This is a genomic window from Niveispirillum sp. GW835-FHT14G11 (genome assembly GCF_058793615.1).
The window spans coordinates 1-16681 of the sequence record NZ_JBXAFZ010000036.1 but is presented as its reverse complement, the minus strand read 5'-3'; the positions used below and the strand labels follow the sequence as shown (position 1 = coordinate 16681).

General features: G+C 62.4%; 17 protein-coding genes. 8 read left to right on the top strand and 9 right to left on the bottom strand.

Features of this window, described 5'->3' with window-relative positions; genetic code table 11:
* Window positions 1-96: 96 nt before the first annotated feature.
* The 3 genes from AC1Q7F_RS32050 to AC1Q7F_RS32040 all read left to right on the top strand — a co-directional run bounded on the left by AC1Q7F_RS32050 (window position 97) and on the right by AC1Q7F_RS32040 (window position 2861).
* Window positions 97-1281, top strand: coding sequence for a CaiB/BaiF CoA transferase family protein (locus AC1Q7F_RS32050; RefSeq protein ID WP_492512607.1), 1185 nt, complete (start codon window positions 97-99; stop codon window positions 1279-1281).
* On the top strand, window positions 1282-2088 hold the full coding sequence (locus AC1Q7F_RS32045; RefSeq protein ID WP_492512606.1) for an enoyl-CoA hydratase/isomerase family protein: 807 nt from the start codon (window positions 1282-1284) through the stop codon (window positions 2086-2088).
* An 89-nt stretch (window positions 2089-2177) separates the two neighbouring features.
* Window positions 2178-2861 (top strand): SDR family oxidoreductase, encoded by a 684-nt coding sequence (locus AC1Q7F_RS32040; protein ID WP_492512609.1) that lies wholly within the window; start codon window positions 2178-2180, stop codon window positions 2859-2861.
* Between the two features lie 16 nt (window positions 2862-2877).
* Here the strand turns inward: AC1Q7F_RS32040 and AC1Q7F_RS32035 are convergent, their stop codons facing one another.
* The 4 genes from AC1Q7F_RS32035 to AC1Q7F_RS32020 form a co-directional block, all read right to left on the bottom strand.
* The gene (locus AC1Q7F_RS32035; protein WP_492512605.1) at window positions 2878-3804 is read right to left on the bottom strand and encodes a hydroxymethylglutaryl-CoA lyase; all 927 of its coding nucleotides are present in this window, start codon (window positions 3802-3804) and stop codon (window positions 2878-2880) included.
* A gap of 8 nt (window positions 3805-3812) precedes the next feature.
* Window positions 3813-5027 carry a CaiB/BaiF CoA transferase family protein gene (locus tag AC1Q7F_RS32030; protein ID WP_492512604.1) on the bottom strand — a complete coding sequence of 405 codons (1215 nt, stop codon included), beginning with the start codon at window positions 5025-5027 and terminating at the stop codon, window positions 3813-3815.
* A 303-nt stretch (window positions 5028-5330) separates the two neighbouring features.
* Window positions 5331-5939, bottom strand: coding sequence for a VOC family protein (locus tag AC1Q7F_RS32025; protein WP_492512603.1), 609 nt, complete (start codon window positions 5937-5939; stop codon window positions 5331-5333).
* 87 nt (window positions 5940-6026) lie between these two features.
* A complete protein-coding gene (locus AC1Q7F_RS32020) occupies window positions 6027-7541 on the bottom strand; it encodes an aldehyde dehydrogenase family protein (RefSeq protein ID WP_492512602.1) in 1515 nt (504 codons plus the stop codon).
* Between the two features lie 102 nt (window positions 7542-7643).
* Between AC1Q7F_RS32020 and AC1Q7F_RS32015 the strand changes: the two genes are divergently transcribed.
* Complete coding sequence (locus AC1Q7F_RS32015) at window positions 7644-7766, top strand: hypothetical protein (protein ID WP_492512601.1); 123 nt, start codon at window positions 7644-7646, stop codon at window positions 7764-7766.
* Window positions 7767-7935: 169 nt separating this feature from the next.
* On the top strand, window positions 7936-8919 hold the full coding sequence (locus AC1Q7F_RS32010; RefSeq protein ID WP_492512600.1) for an Ldh family oxidoreductase: 984 nt from the start codon (window positions 7936-7938) through the stop codon (window positions 8917-8919).
* 59 nt (window positions 8920-8978) lie between these two features.
* Here AC1Q7F_RS32010 and AC1Q7F_RS32005 read toward each other — a convergent pair whose 3' ends face one another.
* Complete coding sequence (locus AC1Q7F_RS32005; protein ID WP_492512599.1) at window positions 8979-9830, bottom strand: MaoC/PaaZ C-terminal domain-containing protein; 852 nt, start codon at window positions 9828-9830, stop codon at window positions 8979-8981.
* Between the two features lie 68 nt (window positions 9831-9898).
* Window positions 9899-10411, bottom strand: coding sequence for a flavin reductase family protein (locus AC1Q7F_RS32000; protein ID WP_492512598.1), 513 nt, complete (start codon window positions 10409-10411; stop codon window positions 9899-9901).
* Between the two features lie 306 nt (window positions 10412-10717).
* Here AC1Q7F_RS32000 and AC1Q7F_RS31995 point away from each other — a divergent pair, with 306 nt between their 5' ends.
* Both AC1Q7F_RS31995 and AC1Q7F_RS31990 read left to right on the top strand, forming a co-directional pair.
* A complete protein-coding gene (locus tag AC1Q7F_RS31995; protein WP_492512597.1) occupies window positions 10718-11611 on the top strand; it encodes a LysR family transcriptional regulator in 894 nt (297 codons plus the stop codon).
* 167 nt (window positions 11612-11778) lie between these two features.
* Window positions 11779-12489: a pirin family protein gene (locus AC1Q7F_RS31990; protein WP_492512596.1), complete on the top strand. Its 711-nt coding sequence runs from the start codon at window positions 11779-11781 to the stop codon at window positions 12487-12489.
* Between the two features lie 54 nt (window positions 12490-12543).
* Here the strand turns inward: AC1Q7F_RS31990 and AC1Q7F_RS31985 are convergent, their stop codons facing one another.
* Window positions 12544-13563: a 1-aminocyclopropane-1-carboxylate deaminase gene (locus AC1Q7F_RS31985; protein WP_492512595.1), complete on the bottom strand. Its 1020-nt coding sequence runs from the start codon at window positions 13561-13563 to the stop codon at window positions 12544-12546.
* 143 nt (window positions 13564-13706) lie between these two features.
* Between AC1Q7F_RS31985 and AC1Q7F_RS31980 the strand changes: the two genes are divergently transcribed.
* Window positions 13707-14183 (top strand): Lrp/AsnC ligand binding domain-containing protein, encoded by a 477-nt coding sequence (locus tag AC1Q7F_RS31980; protein WP_492512594.1) that lies wholly within the window; start codon window positions 13707-13709, stop codon window positions 14181-14183.
* 24 nt (window positions 14184-14207) lie between these two features.
* On the opposite strand, the gene AC1Q7F_RS31975 is transcribed toward AC1Q7F_RS31980, so the two are convergent.
* Window positions 14208-15509, bottom strand: coding sequence for an MFS transporter (locus AC1Q7F_RS31975; RefSeq protein ID WP_492512593.1), 1302 nt, complete (start codon window positions 15507-15509; stop codon window positions 14208-14210).
* A 50-nt stretch (window positions 15510-15559) separates the two neighbouring features.
* Window positions 15560-16378, bottom strand: a complete 819-nt coding sequence (locus AC1Q7F_RS31970) for a thioesterase family protein (protein WP_492512608.1) — start codon at window positions 16376-16378, stop codon at window positions 15560-15562.
* Between the last annotated feature and the right edge of the window lie 303 nt (window positions 16379-16681).

The following is a 16681-nucleotide window of genomic DNA, read 5'->3' as shown; positions in this document are numbered from 1 at the left end:
CATGGAGCGCTGGGCAACCGACGTCATGCCCGCAATCCATAAGGAACTCAAAAATAGCAACGCCGAAGCCGCTTAACCGCACCAGGGTCTTAACAAATGCATTATCCATTGCAGGGTATAAAGGTCCTGGACTTGAGCAGGGTCCTCGCAGGGCCATATTGCGGCCAATTGCTGGCCGACATGGGAGCCGACGTCCTGAAGGTTGAAAGCCCCGAGGGAGACGAGAACCGTGGATGGGGCGATCGGACGGAAGACGGCCTCAGCTGCAACTTCAGCAGCGTGAACCGCGGCAAGCGCAGCATCGTCATGAACTTCAAGGCTCCCGGCGCACGGGAAGCGCTGGCCCGGCTTGTCGGAGACGCGGACATCGTCATCGAGAGCTTTCTGCCGGGATCGGCGGAGCGCCTAGGAATTACCTTCGAAGCCCTGAAGGAAACGAAATCGGACATCATCTTGTGTTCGATCACGGGTTACGGCTCACGCGGCCCGATGCGCGACAAGCCCGGCTATGACCTGATGATGCAGGCCTTTTCCGGCGTCATGCTGGCAACTGGCATGGAGGATGGCGAGCCGGTACGGTGCGGTGTCTCCTTCATCGACATGGCGACGGGCCTGATCGCCTATGGCGGCATCCTCACCGCCCTTCAGGGTCGCAGCACCCAGGGGGCATGTCATGTCGAGGTGTCGCTTCTGCGCACGGCAATCTCGATTATCGGCTATCAGGCCGTCAATTGGCTGCAGACGGGCCGCCTGCCGCAACGTCAAGGCTCGGGGGTGACCCACCTGGTGCCCTACCAGGCCTTCAGGTGCCAGGACGGATACATATTGTCGGGAGCCACCAATGATCTCGCCTGGCGACGGTTCAGCGAGGCGTTGGGTCAGCCGGAGCTGGGCCTGGACCCGCGCTTCGCCACCAATGACGACCGGTTGCGCAACCGGACGGAACTGATTGCCCTGGTGGGCGCGATCTTCGAGACGCAGGACGTGGACCACTGGATCTCCCGCTTCGAGGCGAAGCGCGTCGCGATTTCCCCACTCAACACGTTGGACAAGGTCCTCACCCACGAACAGGTGTTGGAGAACGAGATTCTCATCTCCATTGCGGAAGGCGGCCAGGCACCGAAATCCTATGTCGGGGCCCCCTTCACATTGAACAAGCAGACGCTCTTCTCGCCGCGCCTCGTGCCGCATCTCGGCACCCACAATGACGAGATCCTGAAGGCGCGACTGCACCTGAGCGACCGGGATGTCGAGCGCCTTACCGGGCGGGAGGAGCTTTGAATGGGGCGCATCGCCGTTGAGAGGGGTCCACGAGGGGATTGTCATCTGATCATCGACAATCCAGGCCGCCGCAACGCGCTCGATCTTTCAATGATCACGGCATTGGGGAACCTGTTCACGGAACTCGCGCAGGACGGTTCCTGCCGGATCGTGATCGTCCGCGGTGCCGGTGACAATTTCTGTAGCGGCCGGGACCTGGGCGACTTCAAGGGCGCAGATACGCTCGGGGAAGAGGCCGTGCATGCCGACTATGAGACGCTCCGCCGGTTGATGCTGACGATGCACGAATTCCCGAAGCCACTGGCCGCTCTTGTCCGCGGCCATGCCATCGGGTTGGGGGTGGCGATTGCCTCCGCGTGCGATATCCTGATCGCGGCCAGCGATGCGACATTCAGCTTTCCAGAGACGCGTTTCGGAATCGCGCCAACCTTGTCCGCCATCATGCTGCTCCGCAACGTCGCGCCGAAGAAGGCTCTCCACCTCCTGATGACCGGCTCGAAGGTCGATGGGCAGGGGGCTGAACGCATCGGGCTGGTTTCCCTGTCCGTGGCACCGGATCATTTCGACGAAGCGGCCGATGCTCTGATCGACGGCCTTCTCGCGGCCGGTCCCGAAGCCTGCGCCCACCTGAAGCAGTTGGTCCGGTCGATCGACGGAGCCGCGTTTGCGCCGGCGCTTGCCATGGCCATGGAGGGGGCGGTGCGATCGGTCCGCAGCGAGGGTGCTGCGGAAGGACGGCGCGCACGACAAACGAGGACATTGCCCGCTTGGGTTCCGGCACGGTCTCCGGATGCCGGGCCAGGTTGATCCCACCTGAACGAACCTGGAGGGCGACAATGAAGATGAAAGGCAATACGATCCTGATCACGGGTGGCGGATCGGGGATCGGCTAGGCTCTGGCCCACTGCTTCCACGACCTCGGCAATCATGTCATCGTGGCGGGGCGCACCCATGGCGCGCTTGAAGCGACCGCCGCCGGACGCGACCGGATGACGGCGATCTCGCTGGATGTCGCGAACCCCCTCGCGATCGGGACATTTGCCGAGCAGGTGAAGGCCCGACATCCGGCGTTGAACATCCTCATCAACAATGCCGGCATCATGCGCACAGAAAACCTGACAAGTGCGCGGGACCTGGCGGACGCCGAGGCGATCGTCGCCGCCAATCTGCTGGGCCCGATCCGCCTGATCGATGCGTTCATCGACCATCTCGCCGCGCGGCAGGATGCGACCATCGTCAATGTCTCGTCCGGCCTGGCCTTCGTCCCCCTGCACCGAACCCCCACCTATTCGGCGGCGAAGGCAGCGCTCCATTCCTACACGGTGACGCTGCGCCAGCAGCTGGAGGGCAGGATCGAGGTGATCGAGCTGATCCCGCCCGCCGTGCAGACGGAGCTGATGCCCGGTCAGTCGGTGCGTGAAGGATACATGCCGCTCCAAGCCTATATCGACGAGGTGATGGGCCTGTTCCAGCGCCAGCCGACCCCGGCGGAGATCTGTGTCGAACGCGTCGGATTTCTCCGCAATGCCGAAGCCGAAGGCCGCTACGACCAGGCATTGGCGGTGCTGGGCACGCTCTGACGGCCGACAGGGCCGATCAGGACGCCGACGGCCATGTCGTCATGGTCTGATCGACCTGCCGGCGGGCGGTGATGGCGTTGCGCACCCGTCCGCCGATCATGCTGCCGGGAATTTCCGCGAAGGCGTCCGCCGCCGCGACGAGCCGGGCGATATCGATCCCGGTCGCGACACCCGCCTTGTCGAACATCCAGACGACATCCTCGGTCGCGACATTGCCCGTGGCACCAGGCGCGAACGGACAGCCGCCCAGCCCCGCAACCGACGCGTCGATCACATCGATCCCCGCATTCCAGGCCGCCCAGACATTGGCGGCCCCCATGCCATAGGTATCATGGCCGTGGAATGCCCAGCGGACGGAAGACGGGCAACGCTCGCGCACGGCCTCGAAGAGCGCAGTGACGCGATCCGGCGTCACGCGGCCCGTCGTGTCGCAAAGGGCGATCTCGGCATCAGGGGTGATCCCGGCCAGCCGGGTGGCGATGGCCACGGTCTCCGATGCGGGGACCTCGCCAAGGAAGGGACAATCGAAGGCCGTGGCGATATTCAGGCGAAGCCTGGATCCTGCCGGCAGGAGCTTCACGATCGCCTCACACTCCTCCAACGACTGGGCGGGCGACCGGCGGACATTGTTCCGGTTATGGGCTTCCGAGACCGACAGCACGAAGGCAAGGTGGTCCGCGCCGGCGCCCAGCGCACGTTCGGCCTGCCGGATTGTGGGAACCAGCACCTGCGCATCGAGATCAGGAAAGCGACGAACCGCGTCCAACAGTTGCACCGCATCGGCAAGCTGCGGGACCGCCGTCGGATTGACGAAGGATGTCACCTCCATCCGCCGGAGGCCTGCTTCATGGAGCTTGCCCAGCAGGGCAATCTTGGTCTCGGTGGGAACGAAGGGCTTCACCGGCTGAAGCCCGTCGCGCATTCCCACTTCCACCAGCGTCACGGCACGCATCAAATCACTCCATCGGCTCTGAGCTTTGTGATCTCCATCGGATGCATGCCCAGCATTCCGATGAGGATTTCGTCTGTATGGGCACCCAGTGGCGGGCCCGGCCAGCGGATCTCACCCGGCGTTTCATCGACATGCGGAACGATGCCAGGCTGCAGCACGGGAGCTGCGAATTGCGGATCGTCGATGGCCCGCACCATGCCCCGGTGGCGGAACTGCGGGTCGTCGGCGCAATCGGCTGCCGTGTAGGCCTTGCAAGCCGGTATGTCGGCAGCCAACAGGAGGCGCGCCAGTTCATCCGATCGCAGGCCACGCGTCCAGTCGCCGATCATGGCGTCCAACAGCGCCGCGTTCTCGACGCGCGCCTGATTGGAACCGTAGCGCGCATCGCTGGCAAGTCCGGGCCGGCCCATCAGCATGGCAAGCTTGGCGAACAGCGGTTCCGAATTGGCCGCGATCAGCATCCAGTCGCCGTCCGCAGTCGGATAGGCATTGGAGGGTGCCGCCGTGGCGATGCCGCCCCCGGTCGGCTGTTTCACCCTGCCCAGCGCGCCATATTCGGGCAGCATGCCTTCCATCATGCTGAAGACAGCCTCCGAGAGCGCGATATCGAGGCTGTGCGGGGCCCCCGCCCCGCCCCCCTTCCGGTCGCGTTCCCAAAGTGCTGCCATGACCCCGAACGCGGTATACAAGCCGGCGATGCTGTCCCCGATGCTGACACCGACCCGCACCGGCGGAAGGTCGCTTTTATCTGGCGGATGGTTGCTCAGATAGCGGAGCCCGCCCACAGCCTCGCCGATGACGCCGAACGCGGCCCGGTCGCGATAGGGACCGTCCTGCCCGAAGCCGGAAATATGCGCGATGACGAGATCGGCGCGGGCGCCACGCAGCACATCGGGGCCGAGCCCGAGCCGCGCCAATTGACCCGGCCGGAAATTCTCAACGACCGCATCGCAGGATGCCGCGAGGCGGAGGACGACTTCGCGCGCGGCGGGCTTTTTCAGATTGAGCGTCATGCTGAGCTTGTTGCGCCCGTGCACCGACCACCAGAGCGACTTTCCGTCGATCTGCGCGCCCCATTGCCGGACAGGATCGCCTTCGGGTGGCTCGATCTTGATGATCTCGGCCCCCAGATCCCCGAGAAGGCGCGTGCAGAACGGGGCCGCCACGAAGTGCCCGATCTCAAGAATGCGCAATCCGCGCAGCAACGCCGCCATGAAATCATTCCGTCATTGTGGATTGCGACTGCACGGCAGCCGGAATACCGCCCCTGCATCAGAGGCGGCCGAACAGGCCCAGCTATCGGGCTGCGTTATTCCGGGACAGTCATCGAATATGCACTTTGACCGGCTGCACGGGTTTGGAAACCGGAAATGCATCGATGAAAATCGATCGATCTGGAGATGGCCCGCGCCACCGCCAGATCGAAGAACAGTACCGCCGCCAAACCGGTCGGCTCATATGTCGATGGTCAAAATTCCCTGACCATCCCTGGACCATTCCAGTCCCGCAGTCGCGGCTCAGCGCTGGCCGGCCCAACCGGACGCTTCCTCGGCGGTGGCCGCCTGGTAGGCGACGTCCGCCTCGGTGAATGGCCGCGTCCAGCCGGCGAACTCGACCTGGATACCGTCGGGATCCCGGAAATAGATCGAGCTTACCCAGTTGGTTTCGTGGATTTCCTTGAGCGCGTTCGGCCCGGTGCTGGGTGCGACGTCATTGTGGTACACGATCTGCGACACCTCGACCCCGGCCGCCTCCAGGCGCTCCTTATACTCGGTCAGCAACTCGGCATCGACATCCAGGGCGATATGGTTCAGGGAACCAACCGCGGTCATGGTCAGCTTCCCTTCACCCATGGGGCTCGGCACGACGGTGATGCCAGGCACGGCCGGGGGGGCTTCCGGAAACCAGAAGAAAGCCAACGAACCGCCGCCCATGTCGAAGAAGAAATGCTGGCCGAACTTGCCGTTCGGACCCAGCATGCAGGTCTTGATGAGCGGCATCCCGAGGATCCCCTCGTAGAAGTCGACCGTGCGCTTCATGTCGGAACTGACCAGGGCGACATGGTTGATCCCCCTGATCTTGAATTTTTCGTTGACCTTGCCAGTCGTCGTCAGCTTGCTTTCCATGTTTCCTCTCCCTTAACAAAAGATGCCAAAGCACCTAAATTCGACGTCAAACACCATGCATTTCGGCATGGAAGTCGTGATCTTCGTCTAAGATCCTATCCGGATCTGAACCGTCTTTATTTGCTGGAATTCTTCCAAACCTTGGGGACCCAACTCGCGCCCAATCCCGCTTTCCTTGTAGCCACCGTGAGGAAGATCATCCAAACCGGAATTGTTGTAGCAATTCACGAACATCTTGCCCGTTCGGATGGCCTTCGCAACACGAACGGCCCGGCCGATCGAGTTGGTCCAGACACCGCCCGCGAGCCCATAGCGGCTGTCGTTGGCTATCCGTATCGCATCCTCCTCATCGGAGAAGGGGATGACAGCCAGCACCGGCCCGAATATTTCGTTCTGGGCGATCCGGGAGCGGTTATCGACGCCGTCGAAGATGGTTGGCGCGATGAAGAAGCTGTTCTTGAAAAGGTCGCCTTCGGGCGAGCCACCGCCGGAAACCAGCCTTCCCTCGGATCGGCCGGTCTCGATATGGCGGCTGACGCGATCGAATTGATCCTCGTTGACCAGCGGCCCCATCGTGGTGGCGCTGTCGTTGGGATCACCGATAACCTGCCTGCCCGTATTGCTGATCAGCGTTTCAACGAACTTTTCATGGATGCCCTTCTGCACGAGCAACCGCGTGGCTGCAGAACATTGCTGCCCGCTGTTGAAGCAGAAGGCATTGACCGCCGTAGCAGCCGCCTCCTCGAAAGGCGCATCATCGAAAACGATATTCGCCGACTTGCCACCTAGCTCCAGCGAAACGCGCTTGAAGGTGGCGGCGGCAGTGCGCATGACGGTGCGACCGGTCGCGTTCGAACCCGTGAAGGCGACCTTGTCGACCAGTTCGGATTCCGCGATCAACTGGCCGACGACGGCACCGCCGCCGATGTCGCTGGTGACGACATTCAGCACGCCGTCGGGCAGGCCCACCTCCGTCAGATATTGCGCCAGCAGCAATGCCGGTCCGGGGCACAGGTGCGATGGCTTGATGACGATCGTGCAGCCGGCCGCCAGCGCCGGTGCGATCTTGACCACCGGGTTGAGGATCGGAAAATTCCAGGGGGTAATCAGCCCGGCGACCCCGACCGGCTCGTGCAGGATAAGCCCCATCGCGTCGGGCACGCGATCATTGATCGCCGACCCATGCAGATTGAGCGCAAGGCCCGCATAATATTCGAATGTCCGAACCGATGCCGCAAGCTCTCCCCGCGCTACGGTTCGGGGCTTGCCGGACTCCCTGATCATCCGCTCGACGACGATTTCGCTCCGTTCGCCGAGCAGTCGGGCCACGCGCATCAGGATGTCGAAGCGGGTCCGGGCCTTGCTGCCCGACCACACGCCGCTGTCGAACGCCCCGCGCGCAGCCGCGATGGCCAGTTTGCCATCCTCGACATCGCCGTTGGCATAGATGCCGGCGAGGCTGCCGTCAAAAGGGTTGCCTCGCCTGAATGTCGCTCCGGAGCGGGCAGACCGGCTTCTGCCGCCCACCCAATGAGCGAAGGTCGGCACGGTCGCATTGGGAACAGCCATTTCCGGCTCCGCTCGTGTGAACTTGAAACTCACCCATTTCTCCCACGACAGCTTGCAAACCAGCCCGATGAGCGGACAGGGTCGTCCGTGGCGACCCGATGCCTTCACCGTGACGCTCCGGCAAGGCTACATCCGATGCTGCGTTCCGCCTTGCGTTTAATCCGACAAGCACTTTGGTTCGATTTGCAACAATTGCTCTGGAACGACGGCCATGGGGAGCGGGCGCTGTTCCACCAGCCGGTGAAGCGTTCAGCATGACTTTGGCAAAGCTGTTTTCCAATATTACTTATGTTGAGGAACGATCTTCTCCTTATAGTGCGGCGCTACGGATCGAAGGGCAGGCAAGCCGGCAATGAATTGCACGGGGATCTGAAAATTGATCGACAGCCGTCCTTGAACGCGATCCGCGGGTGGGGAGGATAATTTGATGGAAATCAGTGTCGAGGAGATCAAAGGGCTCGGAACAAGCGTCCTGATCCGGCACGGAATGGAAGCCGAACATGCCGACATCGTGCTCGATCACTTGATCGATGCCAGCATGAGCGGCCATGCCTATGCGGGGCCGCCGCGCATCTTCTCGATTGTTGAGATGCTGCGGAAGGTGGGGTCCGGTGATCCCGTAAGGGTCATTCGCGAGAGCGCTTCCTTCGCCGTCATCGACGGCGGCGGCGTCACAGGCTATGTCACGTCGCTCATGGCGATCGACAAGGCCATCGGCATGGCGAAGGAAACCGGCGTCGGTATCGTCGGCGTCCACAATTCCTGGTTCAGCGGCCGGCTGTCCTACTATGTCGATCGGGCGGCGCAGGCCGGCCTGGTTGCCCTGCACACGGCAAGTTCACGGGCAGTGGTAGCGCCGCATGGCAGTTTCGACAAGTTGCTCGGCACCAACCCGGTCGCGCTGGGATTCCCGACCGATGGTGATCCCCTGGTCATCGATTTCGGAACCAGTGCGATCGCACTGGGCGACGTCCTGTTGCGGCAAAGGGCGGGACGGGACCTACCGGAGGGAACGGCGGTTGATAGTGAAGGCCGCCCCACGACCAACCCCTCCGACGCGCTTGCAGGAGCCCTGCTTTCCTGGGGCGGGCCTCGCGGATCGGCCCTGTCGATCGCGGTGCAAGTCCTGGGTGCCCTGGCCGGTGGTGCCGCTCCCGTCCAGGATTTCCAGGATTCCGGCTTCTTCTTCCTGGTTTTCGATCCCGGTATGATGATGCCTCTGGAACAGTTCAAGACCCGGGCAACCGCGCTGATCGACCAGATCAACGGGTCCAGGCCAATGCAAGGGCAGCCGCCGGTGCGGGTCCCCGGCTCACACGGTCAGAAGAACCGCAAGGCGGGCCAGGCCCGTGGGAAGATCGACATCGATGAGAAGGTCCATTCAGGGCTGCTGGCGCTGTTAGAGGAGTGACCCCCGCCGGAGCACCGACCGGCTGCCGGTCGGTGCTCATCTCGTCCTTCGGCCTCCCGTCATTCAAAAACGGAGCGGCCATTGCTGATCACCACCGCACCGCGCCGCGGCACGCGGGCCTGGAACGACCCGTCATCCCACATCTCGATGCTGATGGTTTCGCCGGGTAGCACCGGGCCGGAAAAGCGCAGCGCCATTTCGCGCAGCCGCTCCGGCTCGCCCTCTCCAAATACCTTTACCAGCGCCTGGCAAATGATCCCGAAGGTGCAGAGCCCATGCAGGATCGGCCGCTCGAAGCCGGCCATGACCGCCGTCGCCGGGTTGGAATGGATCGGGTTATAGTCCCCGTTCAGACGGTACAACAGCGCCTGCTCTGGCCGGATCTCGAACAGGACGCCCCAGTCGGGCGAGCGGCGGGGTACCTGGTGCACGGGCCTGACCGGGCCCGACGGGCCACCGAAGCCGCCATCGCCACGCAGGAACACCGTGCTTGGCGCGGTGACCAGCAGTTCGCCGGTCAAGGCATCACGTAGTTCCTTCTCCAGATAGAGCAAGGCACCCCGGCCTTCGCCCTTGTCGATGATGGCACTGACGCGCGTCTTGCCGATGATGCCGCCCTCGACGGGCAGCGGCTTGTGGATGACGATACCCTGTTCGCCATGGACGAGTTTCATCGCGTCCACACCCGTGTCCGGATTGAAGAGCCATGGTCCCGGATGCGCAAGCACGGTTGCCATCGAAGGCAAGGCCTGCAGGGAGCCATGCTCCGTCACGAAACGCAGTTCACCGGCATCGATGGGATCACGCCCAAGGCCGACGGAAAGAGCATAAAGGATCGTATCCCGGTGCGTCAGATGCTGATGAATGTCGGGAAACACATAATTCATCAACCGATCATATTCGATCGTCATCAGGATCCCCGGCTAGCTCGATTGGGTGGGCAGGCACCCCCGTTTCATTGTTGAACGGAGGCCTTGGGTCATGCTGGCTCGGACAATCGGCTGTGCAAGTGAGAAACCTCGCTATATTCGCAACGCCAATAGACGAGCGGTGCGCTCTCTTCGGAGAGGACCAGACGATGGATCGTGCCGACGATCAGCGAATGGCTGCCGGCGGCCACCTGGTTGGACAGCGTGCAGTCGAAATAGGCGATAGCGTCGCGCAAGGCTGGCGCGCCTTCCCGCTCCATGTCCCATTCCCCGACCGAGAAACGCCCCGCGCCACTGACGCCCCACCGTCCGGCGAACATGTCGGCGATATCCTGCTGGTGGCAGCCGAGCAGGTTGACCGTGAATGCTCCCGAACCGGCGATCAGGTCATGCGTCCTGTTGTTCCGGTTGACGGCAATCGCCAGGCTGGGCGGTGAATCGCTGATCGACATGACCGCGGTTGCGGTATAGCCGCCAACCTCCTCCTGGCAGGCCGACGTGACCACGCACACGCCGGACACCAGCCTCTGCATGCCGCTTCTGAACAATGATTTGTCGATCATGCGTCCCGCCTCCTCATGTGACCACCGGCATAGCTGAGCCCAGCGTAACCATGCGCAGAATCGGCGGGGGACCTGCCGTTTTCAACGACCGAAAGCGGTCAATACCTTTGCGCTGGATGACAAATTGCATCGCCGACCGAATGATGCAGTGCAGCGTGCAAGTGCCGGGAATTGCTCTATGACAGCGTTGGACCGGGAGCGGGAACAGCTCCGTCGACATTGACAATTCCACTCATTTGCGCTGCAAATCCCGATCAAAATATCTGCTTCACCTGTCGCCGCAGCCAAAAGAGCCGGGAGAGAAACGTGAATGAACTTGCCGAAATACGGACCTTCGTGTCCGTCGTGGAGAATGGCAGCTTTTCCAAGGCCGCCAGACAGACGGGCCGCTCGATCAGTTCCATCGCACGGCAGGTGAGTGCGCTCGAAGATCGGCTGGGCACCAGCCTTCTCCACAGGACGACACGGCAGCAGGGCCTCACCGACAGCGGCACAGCCTTTTACGACGGCGCCCTGAAGGTCCTCAACTCACTGGACAATCTGCTGCGCGACGTGTCGGCCTACCAGAGCGAGATGAAGGGGTCCCTGCGGGCGCAGATCCGCGTCTCGGCCGCCCTGTCCATCATCGCGCCCGAGTTGCCCCGGTTCTTGAACCAGTATCCCGAGATCAAGTTGAACCTCGTCCTTGCCGACGAACAGGTCGATCTGGTTGCCAACGGCTTCGATGTCGCCGTCTGGCTGGGCCATCTCAGTGACTCCGGTCTCATCGCCCGCCGCCTGAGCGCCAGCAAGCGCGTCCTTTGCGGCAGTCCCGCCTATTTCGAGCGTTATGGAGAGCCAAAGCATCCTTCGGAACTCGAACACCACAATTGCCTCGTGTACCGGGCCGTGAACTATGGCGGCCTGTGGCGCTTCGAGAAGGACAACGAGAAGCTGGAGATCCGTGTCGGCGGGAGTTTGGAATCCGAGAATGGGGCGCTTCTGCTCGCGAGTTGTATCAATGGCATCGGCCTGTTCGTCGCCCAGGAATGGATGCTGCGCGGCCCGATCCGCGATGGGCGGTTGCGCCCCGTTCTGACCGACTACATCGTCAACCCGACGATCGACAATGATACGGCGCTGTATGTCGTCTGGCCACCAACCAAGAAGCTCTCCCCGAAGGCCCGCGCCTTCATCGATTTCCTTGCCTCTCTCTTTTGATGCTCCATCGGGGGTGAAGCGCCCTTCCCCATGCTGCTTTCGACCCAACGGTACATGTGTGATTTTCCCGTTCAGCGCAAAGGTCATTGCCCGCCGCCGATCATTGAAAGGGGATGCTTCAAGGCCAAACTGGCTTGCATGGATTTTCACCTTCAGAAGGCCCCCTCATGATCGTGCACCACCCCTTCACGGATCTTCACGGCGCAGACCGCGGCTGGCTGAAGGCAAAAGTGCATTTCCTGCCGTCCGATGTCGTTGCCTCCGGCACGGATGACAGGAACCGCCTTTACGGTACGCTCCTGGCCTGGAGCGATGATGAAATCACCCCATGGTCGGGCTTTCCGATGCATCCGCATGCGAATCTGGAGATCGTCACCTATGTTCGCGATGGCGTGATCACCCATCAGGACACTCTGGGCAACGAAGGCCAGGTGGCCACCGGCGAGATCCAGGTGATAAGTGCCGGCACAGGCATCCGGCATTCGGAGGTCAATGCCGATGCCGAACTGGTCCGGCTGTTTCAGATATGGTTCCAGCCGCGCACTCAGGGCGGGGCGCCGCGATATGCCAACAAGAGTTTTCCTGCCGGCCGGGAAACCGGGAAGTTCGTCGTATTCGCCAGCGGCGACCCGGCGGATGTGGACGCGCTGGCAATCAATAGCGACGCCCGGGTCCTGGGGGCCACGCTGCTGGCGGGCCAGACGTTGGCCAGATCCCTGGCACCCGGGGTTCGCGGCTACCTTGTGCCGGCAACGGGCAGGATTGCCGTGAACGGGCGGAAGATCGGACCACGCGATGGCGTCGCCATACATGACGAGGCAACCCTCATGGTCACCGCTATCGAAGACGCGGACATCGTGCTCGTCGAACTGACCTGATCAGTTCCCGGCCATGACGGCTGCCACCCAACCGGGATGACAGCCGTCATGCCCTCAACCCTCCTTGTAATAATAGCTGTAGCCATTGAGCGCCGGCGCACCGCCGAGATGGGCGTAGAGGACCTTCGACCCTTCCGGGAAGAAGCCCTTGCGGGTCAAGTCGATCAGCCCCTGCATCGACTTGCCTTCATAGACGGGGTCCGTGATCATGGCTTCCGTGCGGGCAGCCAGGCGGATGGCCTCATTGGTTTCTTCCGACGGGACACCGTATGCAGGATAGGCATAGTCCGGATTGATGTGGATCTCGTCCTCGCGGATGGCACGGCCCAGTCCCACCAGGTCAGCCGTGGCATCGACGATCCGGCGGACCTGGGCTCGTGTCTGGTCAAGAGTACCGGAGGCGTCGATCCCGATCACCCTGTCCGCCCGATCCTGCGCGGCGAAGCCCACGATCATGCCGCCCTGGGTGGACCCGGTGACGACGCAGACCACGATATAGTCGAACCTGAAGCCCAGGTCTGCCTCCTGCCTGGCAACCTCCTCCGCGAAGCCGACATAGCCCAGCGCCCCATATTTATGCACGGACGCACCGGCCGGGATCGGATAGGGCTTGCCGCCCACCGCCTCGACGGACCGGATCGCATCCTCCCAGCTCTTGCGGATGCCGATGTCGAAGCCGTCATCGACCAGGCGGCTGTCGGCTCCCATCAGCCGGGTCATCAGGATATTGCCGACACGGTCATAGACGGCGTCGTAATGCGGCACCCATTTCTCCTGGATCACCACGCATTTCATGCCGATCTTGGCGGCGGTGGCCGCGACCATGCGCGTATGGTTCGACTGGACGCCGCCGATGGAAACCAGCGTGTCGGCACCCGACGCGATGGCGTCCGGCACGATATACTCCAGCTTTCGGAGCTTGTTGCCGCCCATGGCCAAGCCGGAATTGCAGTCGTCCCGCTTGGCGTAGATTTCCACCTTTCCGCCGAGCGCTGCGGTCAACCGGGGCAGATGCTCGATCGGGGTCGGACCAAAGGTGAGCGGATAGCGTTCAAACTTCTCCAGCAGGGACATTGCCAGGGCCTCCATGATGTCGGGATGCCTGGAAGCATAGGGAAAACCGGGTGAAAGGTGCTCTCTATTTTCATTGTCCGATTTCCCTATGCATCATAAATTCAAAGCTATGTGGTGAACATCTCTCAATATTTGGCCATTAAATGAAAGATTCGTCCAAGGAAAATCTCGACCGGATCGATATCCGGATTCTGCGCGCCCTGCAGGCGGAAGGCCGGCTCACGAATGCCGAGCTTGCGGTGCGCATGAATATCAGCCCGGCCACCTGCCACCGGCGCACGCAACGACTTTTCGAGGAGGGCTACATCACAGGCGTGCGGGCGGAACTGGCCCCGGCTTCCGTCGGCCTGGGCACGCTGGTGATGGTCGGCGTGGTGCTGGACCGCTCGACGCCGGAAAGTTTCGCCGCGTTCGAGGGTGCGGTGACCGAGATGAAGGACGTCCTGGACTGCAACCTGGTAGCGGGGGATTTCGACTATCTGCTGAAAATCCGGGTTCGGGACATGGCGGATTTCAACAAGCTGCACGGCCAGAAGCTGATCGCCCTGCCGGGCGTCCGGCAGACCAGGACCTTTTTCGTGATGAAGGAGGTCAAGGAGAATTCACGCCTGCCCATCTGACCGGCTTGCCGCGATCCTTGGGGGTCACGAAGCTTCCCTGGAAGCGGAAGCACTGGCGGCGACCAGGCTTCGCTGACGCACGAACAGCATTCCCAAGGTGATGAGCGCTGTCGTCAGCAGTCCGGCCAGCATGTAGAATATCGCCATCCTCAGCCCGTCCGGCGCGCCTGCATGGAGATCGGACAGGAAGCCGATGGCAACCGGCACCAGACCCAGTCCAGTCACGTTGCCGACCAGGACATAGACGGCCGACACACGGCTCCTGATCGCTTCCGCGGTGATGATCTGGATATAGGCTGCAGCGGCACCCTGTGGAACCGCAATGCTGAAATGGATGGCGCCGACCAAGCACAGCAACAGCGTTGCCGAACCTGCGAACGGCATGAGGCAGACCATGGGCAATGCCAGCACAGGCGCGCAGAGCATCACCAGGGGATGCGTTCCCGCCACCCCCCTCCTCTGCAGGGCGTCCGCCGCAACGCCGCCGGCGAACACCCCGAGCGGAGCCATCACCAGAACGATGATGCCGTAGGTCGCTCCGACATCCTTCGGAGTGAAACCGAATTCCCTCACGAATACCGTCGGTGCCCAACTGAGGAGGCCGGCGGTGCAACTCAGCATTCCCGCCATCCCAGCGAAGAGCAGGGTATAGGTTCCGGCCTGCGCCAGCATAAGTTGGAAGAAGCCCGCACCGGCTGGAACACCCGGCACTGTCACCGCGGCCCTGGGCTTTTCCCGGATGAGCGCCACCAGCAGCACGAAGATGATACCCGGCAGGGCAAGGATCACGAATGTCTTCTGCCAGGCCAGGTACCCGCTCATGAAGCCTGTCCAGCCCCCGGCATTGAAGAAATTGAACAGCGACCCCGTGATCAGCATCGAAGCGCCGGCACCGATGCCGCCGCCCAGGGTGAATATGCTGAGCGGCTTGGCCAATGACGCCTTGTCAAAGCGATCATGGATGATCACGTAGGCGCTTGGCACCAGCCCCGCCTCACCGGCACCGACACCGATCCGCGCCCAGAGGAGCTGCACCTGGTTGCGCGCAAGACCGCAGAAGGCGGTGGCGAGGCTCCATGCCGCGATGCAGACCATGATCGTGCCCTTGCGGCTCCACCTGTCGGCGAGCCATCCCAGCGGAAGCCCCATGCAGGCATAGAACAGCCCGAACGCAATTCCGTTGAGCAAACCGATCTGCCCGTCGCTGAGTTCCATCGTCTGCTTGATGGGGTCCAGGAGGACGGCAAAGGCGTATCGATCCAGGAAAGACAGGATCACAGCCCCCGTCAGCAGCAGCACGACGGCCCAATCCTTCCACTTCGCCATTCTCACCCCTCCAGGCCAACTCGTCCTGACGCTGCAAGACGCCACGGATATCATTCGAAAAGTGCGATGAGCTGCCGCCCCACCGCAAGTGCAGTCCCGTCGACATCCCACATCGCCATGGCCTGGCTGGAGTAGCCGTCCGCCGCCCACTCGCTCGTCGACTGCAACAGTTTCCAGGAAGCGACGTCCCCCGTCGCCAGCACGTCCAGGCTCCAGTTCATGGAGCTGATGCGGGATTGATCGGAATATTGCGCGATGATCGCAGGCGGCAGGGCGTCTGCGAGTGCCATCATTGCCAGCGCCTCATCCATAGCGGGAGGATGGCGGAACCTGACCCATGCGGCGCACCGCGTCTGTGTAGACCCGCTGATCGGTCGCTGCCCCTTGGCCAGTCGGATATCGAAATTGGACGCGAAACGGGGCGTGCGACTCTTCGCGTCCCAGTACGGCGCGCATTGATCGGGGGGTGGCATCGCGGGCATCGCCAGGGCGGAATGAACCAGACGCGTATCCTTCGGCGCAGCGAAGGTCAGCAGCACACAGGCGGCCGTTGCGCCCTCGCAAGACATCTCGACGCGAATAACGGCGCTGTTGCGCCCTCGGCGCAGCAGAACCGCCTTCAAATCCAGCGATCCCGCCGCCGGGCCCGAGAAAACGATCTGAACCGTTCGCAAAGGGGGCAAGTCGGCAAAGGTGCGCATCGCCAGCGCAACGCAGCTGGCCGTGGTCGCCCCCCCATAAAGTGTGCGGCCCTGCGTCCATTGGCGGGCCGACTGCATCCGACCATGCCCGTCATGTGCCTGGATACCCGAAAGAAAATCATCCAGGGGAACCGTGACTGCATCCCCTTCAAATGGAGTTTCGGCCATCGACACTATGATCCCATCCGTGGAAGCTGAAGGTCAGGTGAAGCGGAACGGACTTGAGCAGCCACCATTCCCGCGGCCCGTCGGCAGGCAGTGTAGCCCGCCCCGCCAGCCGGGAATATTCCGCCATTCGCGAAAGGTGATTTGCGGATCGATGAACCCGCCACAACCGCTTGCCATATTGGAATCCCTCAACCGACGGAGCTCAATCAGACAGGACAGCAGTTAGCCCGGATTATGCACCGATGTCGTTACGCTGCCGTTATCGCGTAGCGGTTGTTCTGCGAAGTGGCGTTTGGAGACACT

Bases quoted from the DNA above. Each gene is read 5' to 3' on its own strand.
- AC1Q7F_RS32050 (WP_492512607.1), top strand. From the start codon at position 97: ATGCATTATCCATTGCAGGGTATAAAGGTCCTGGACTTGAGCAGGGTC.
- AC1Q7F_RS32045 (WP_492512606.1), top strand. From the start codon at position 1,282: ATGGGGCGCATCGCCGTTGAGAGGGGTCCACGAGGGGATTGTCATCTG.
- AC1Q7F_RS32030 (WP_492512604.1), bottom strand. From the start codon at position 5,027: ATGGCGGCGTTGCTGCGCGGATTGCGCATTCTTGAGATCGGGCACTTC.
- AC1Q7F_RS32025 (WP_492512603.1), bottom strand. From the start codon at position 5,939: ATGGAAAGCAAGCTGACGACGACTGGCAAGGTCAACGAAAAATTCAAG.
- AC1Q7F_RS32015 (WP_492512601.1), top strand. From the start codon at position 7,644: ATGCTGCGTTCCGCCTTGCGTTTAATCCGACAAGCACTTTGGTTCGAT.
- AC1Q7F_RS32010 (WP_492512600.1), top strand. From the start codon at position 7,936: ATGGAAATCAGTGTCGAGGAGATCAAAGGGCTCGGAACAAGCGTCCTG.
- AC1Q7F_RS32005 (WP_492512599.1), bottom strand. From the start codon at position 9,830: ATGACGATCGAATATGATCGGTTGATGAATTATGTGTTTCCCGACATT.
- AC1Q7F_RS32000 (WP_492512598.1), bottom strand. From the start codon at position 10,411: ATGATCGACAAATCATTGTTCAGAAGCGGCATGCAGAGGCTGGTGTCC.
- AC1Q7F_RS31990 (WP_492512596.1), top strand. From the start codon at position 11,779: ATGATCGTGCACCACCCCTTCACGGATCTTCACGGCGCAGACCGCGGC.
- AC1Q7F_RS31985 (WP_492512595.1), bottom strand. From the start codon at position 13,563: ATGTCCCTGCTGGAGAAGTTTGAACGCTATCCGCTCACCTTTGGTCCG.
- AC1Q7F_RS31980 (WP_492512594.1), top strand. From the start codon at position 13,707: ATGAAAGATTCGTCCAAGGAAAATCTCGACCGGATCGATATCCGGATT.
- AC1Q7F_RS31975 (WP_492512593.1), bottom strand. From the start codon at position 15,509: ATGGCGAAGTGGAAGGATTGGGCCGTCGTGCTGCTGCTGACGGGGGCT.
- AC1Q7F_RS31970 (WP_492512608.1), bottom strand. From the start codon at position 16,378: ATGGCCGAAACTCCATTTGAAGGGGATGCAGTCACGGTTCCCCTGGAT.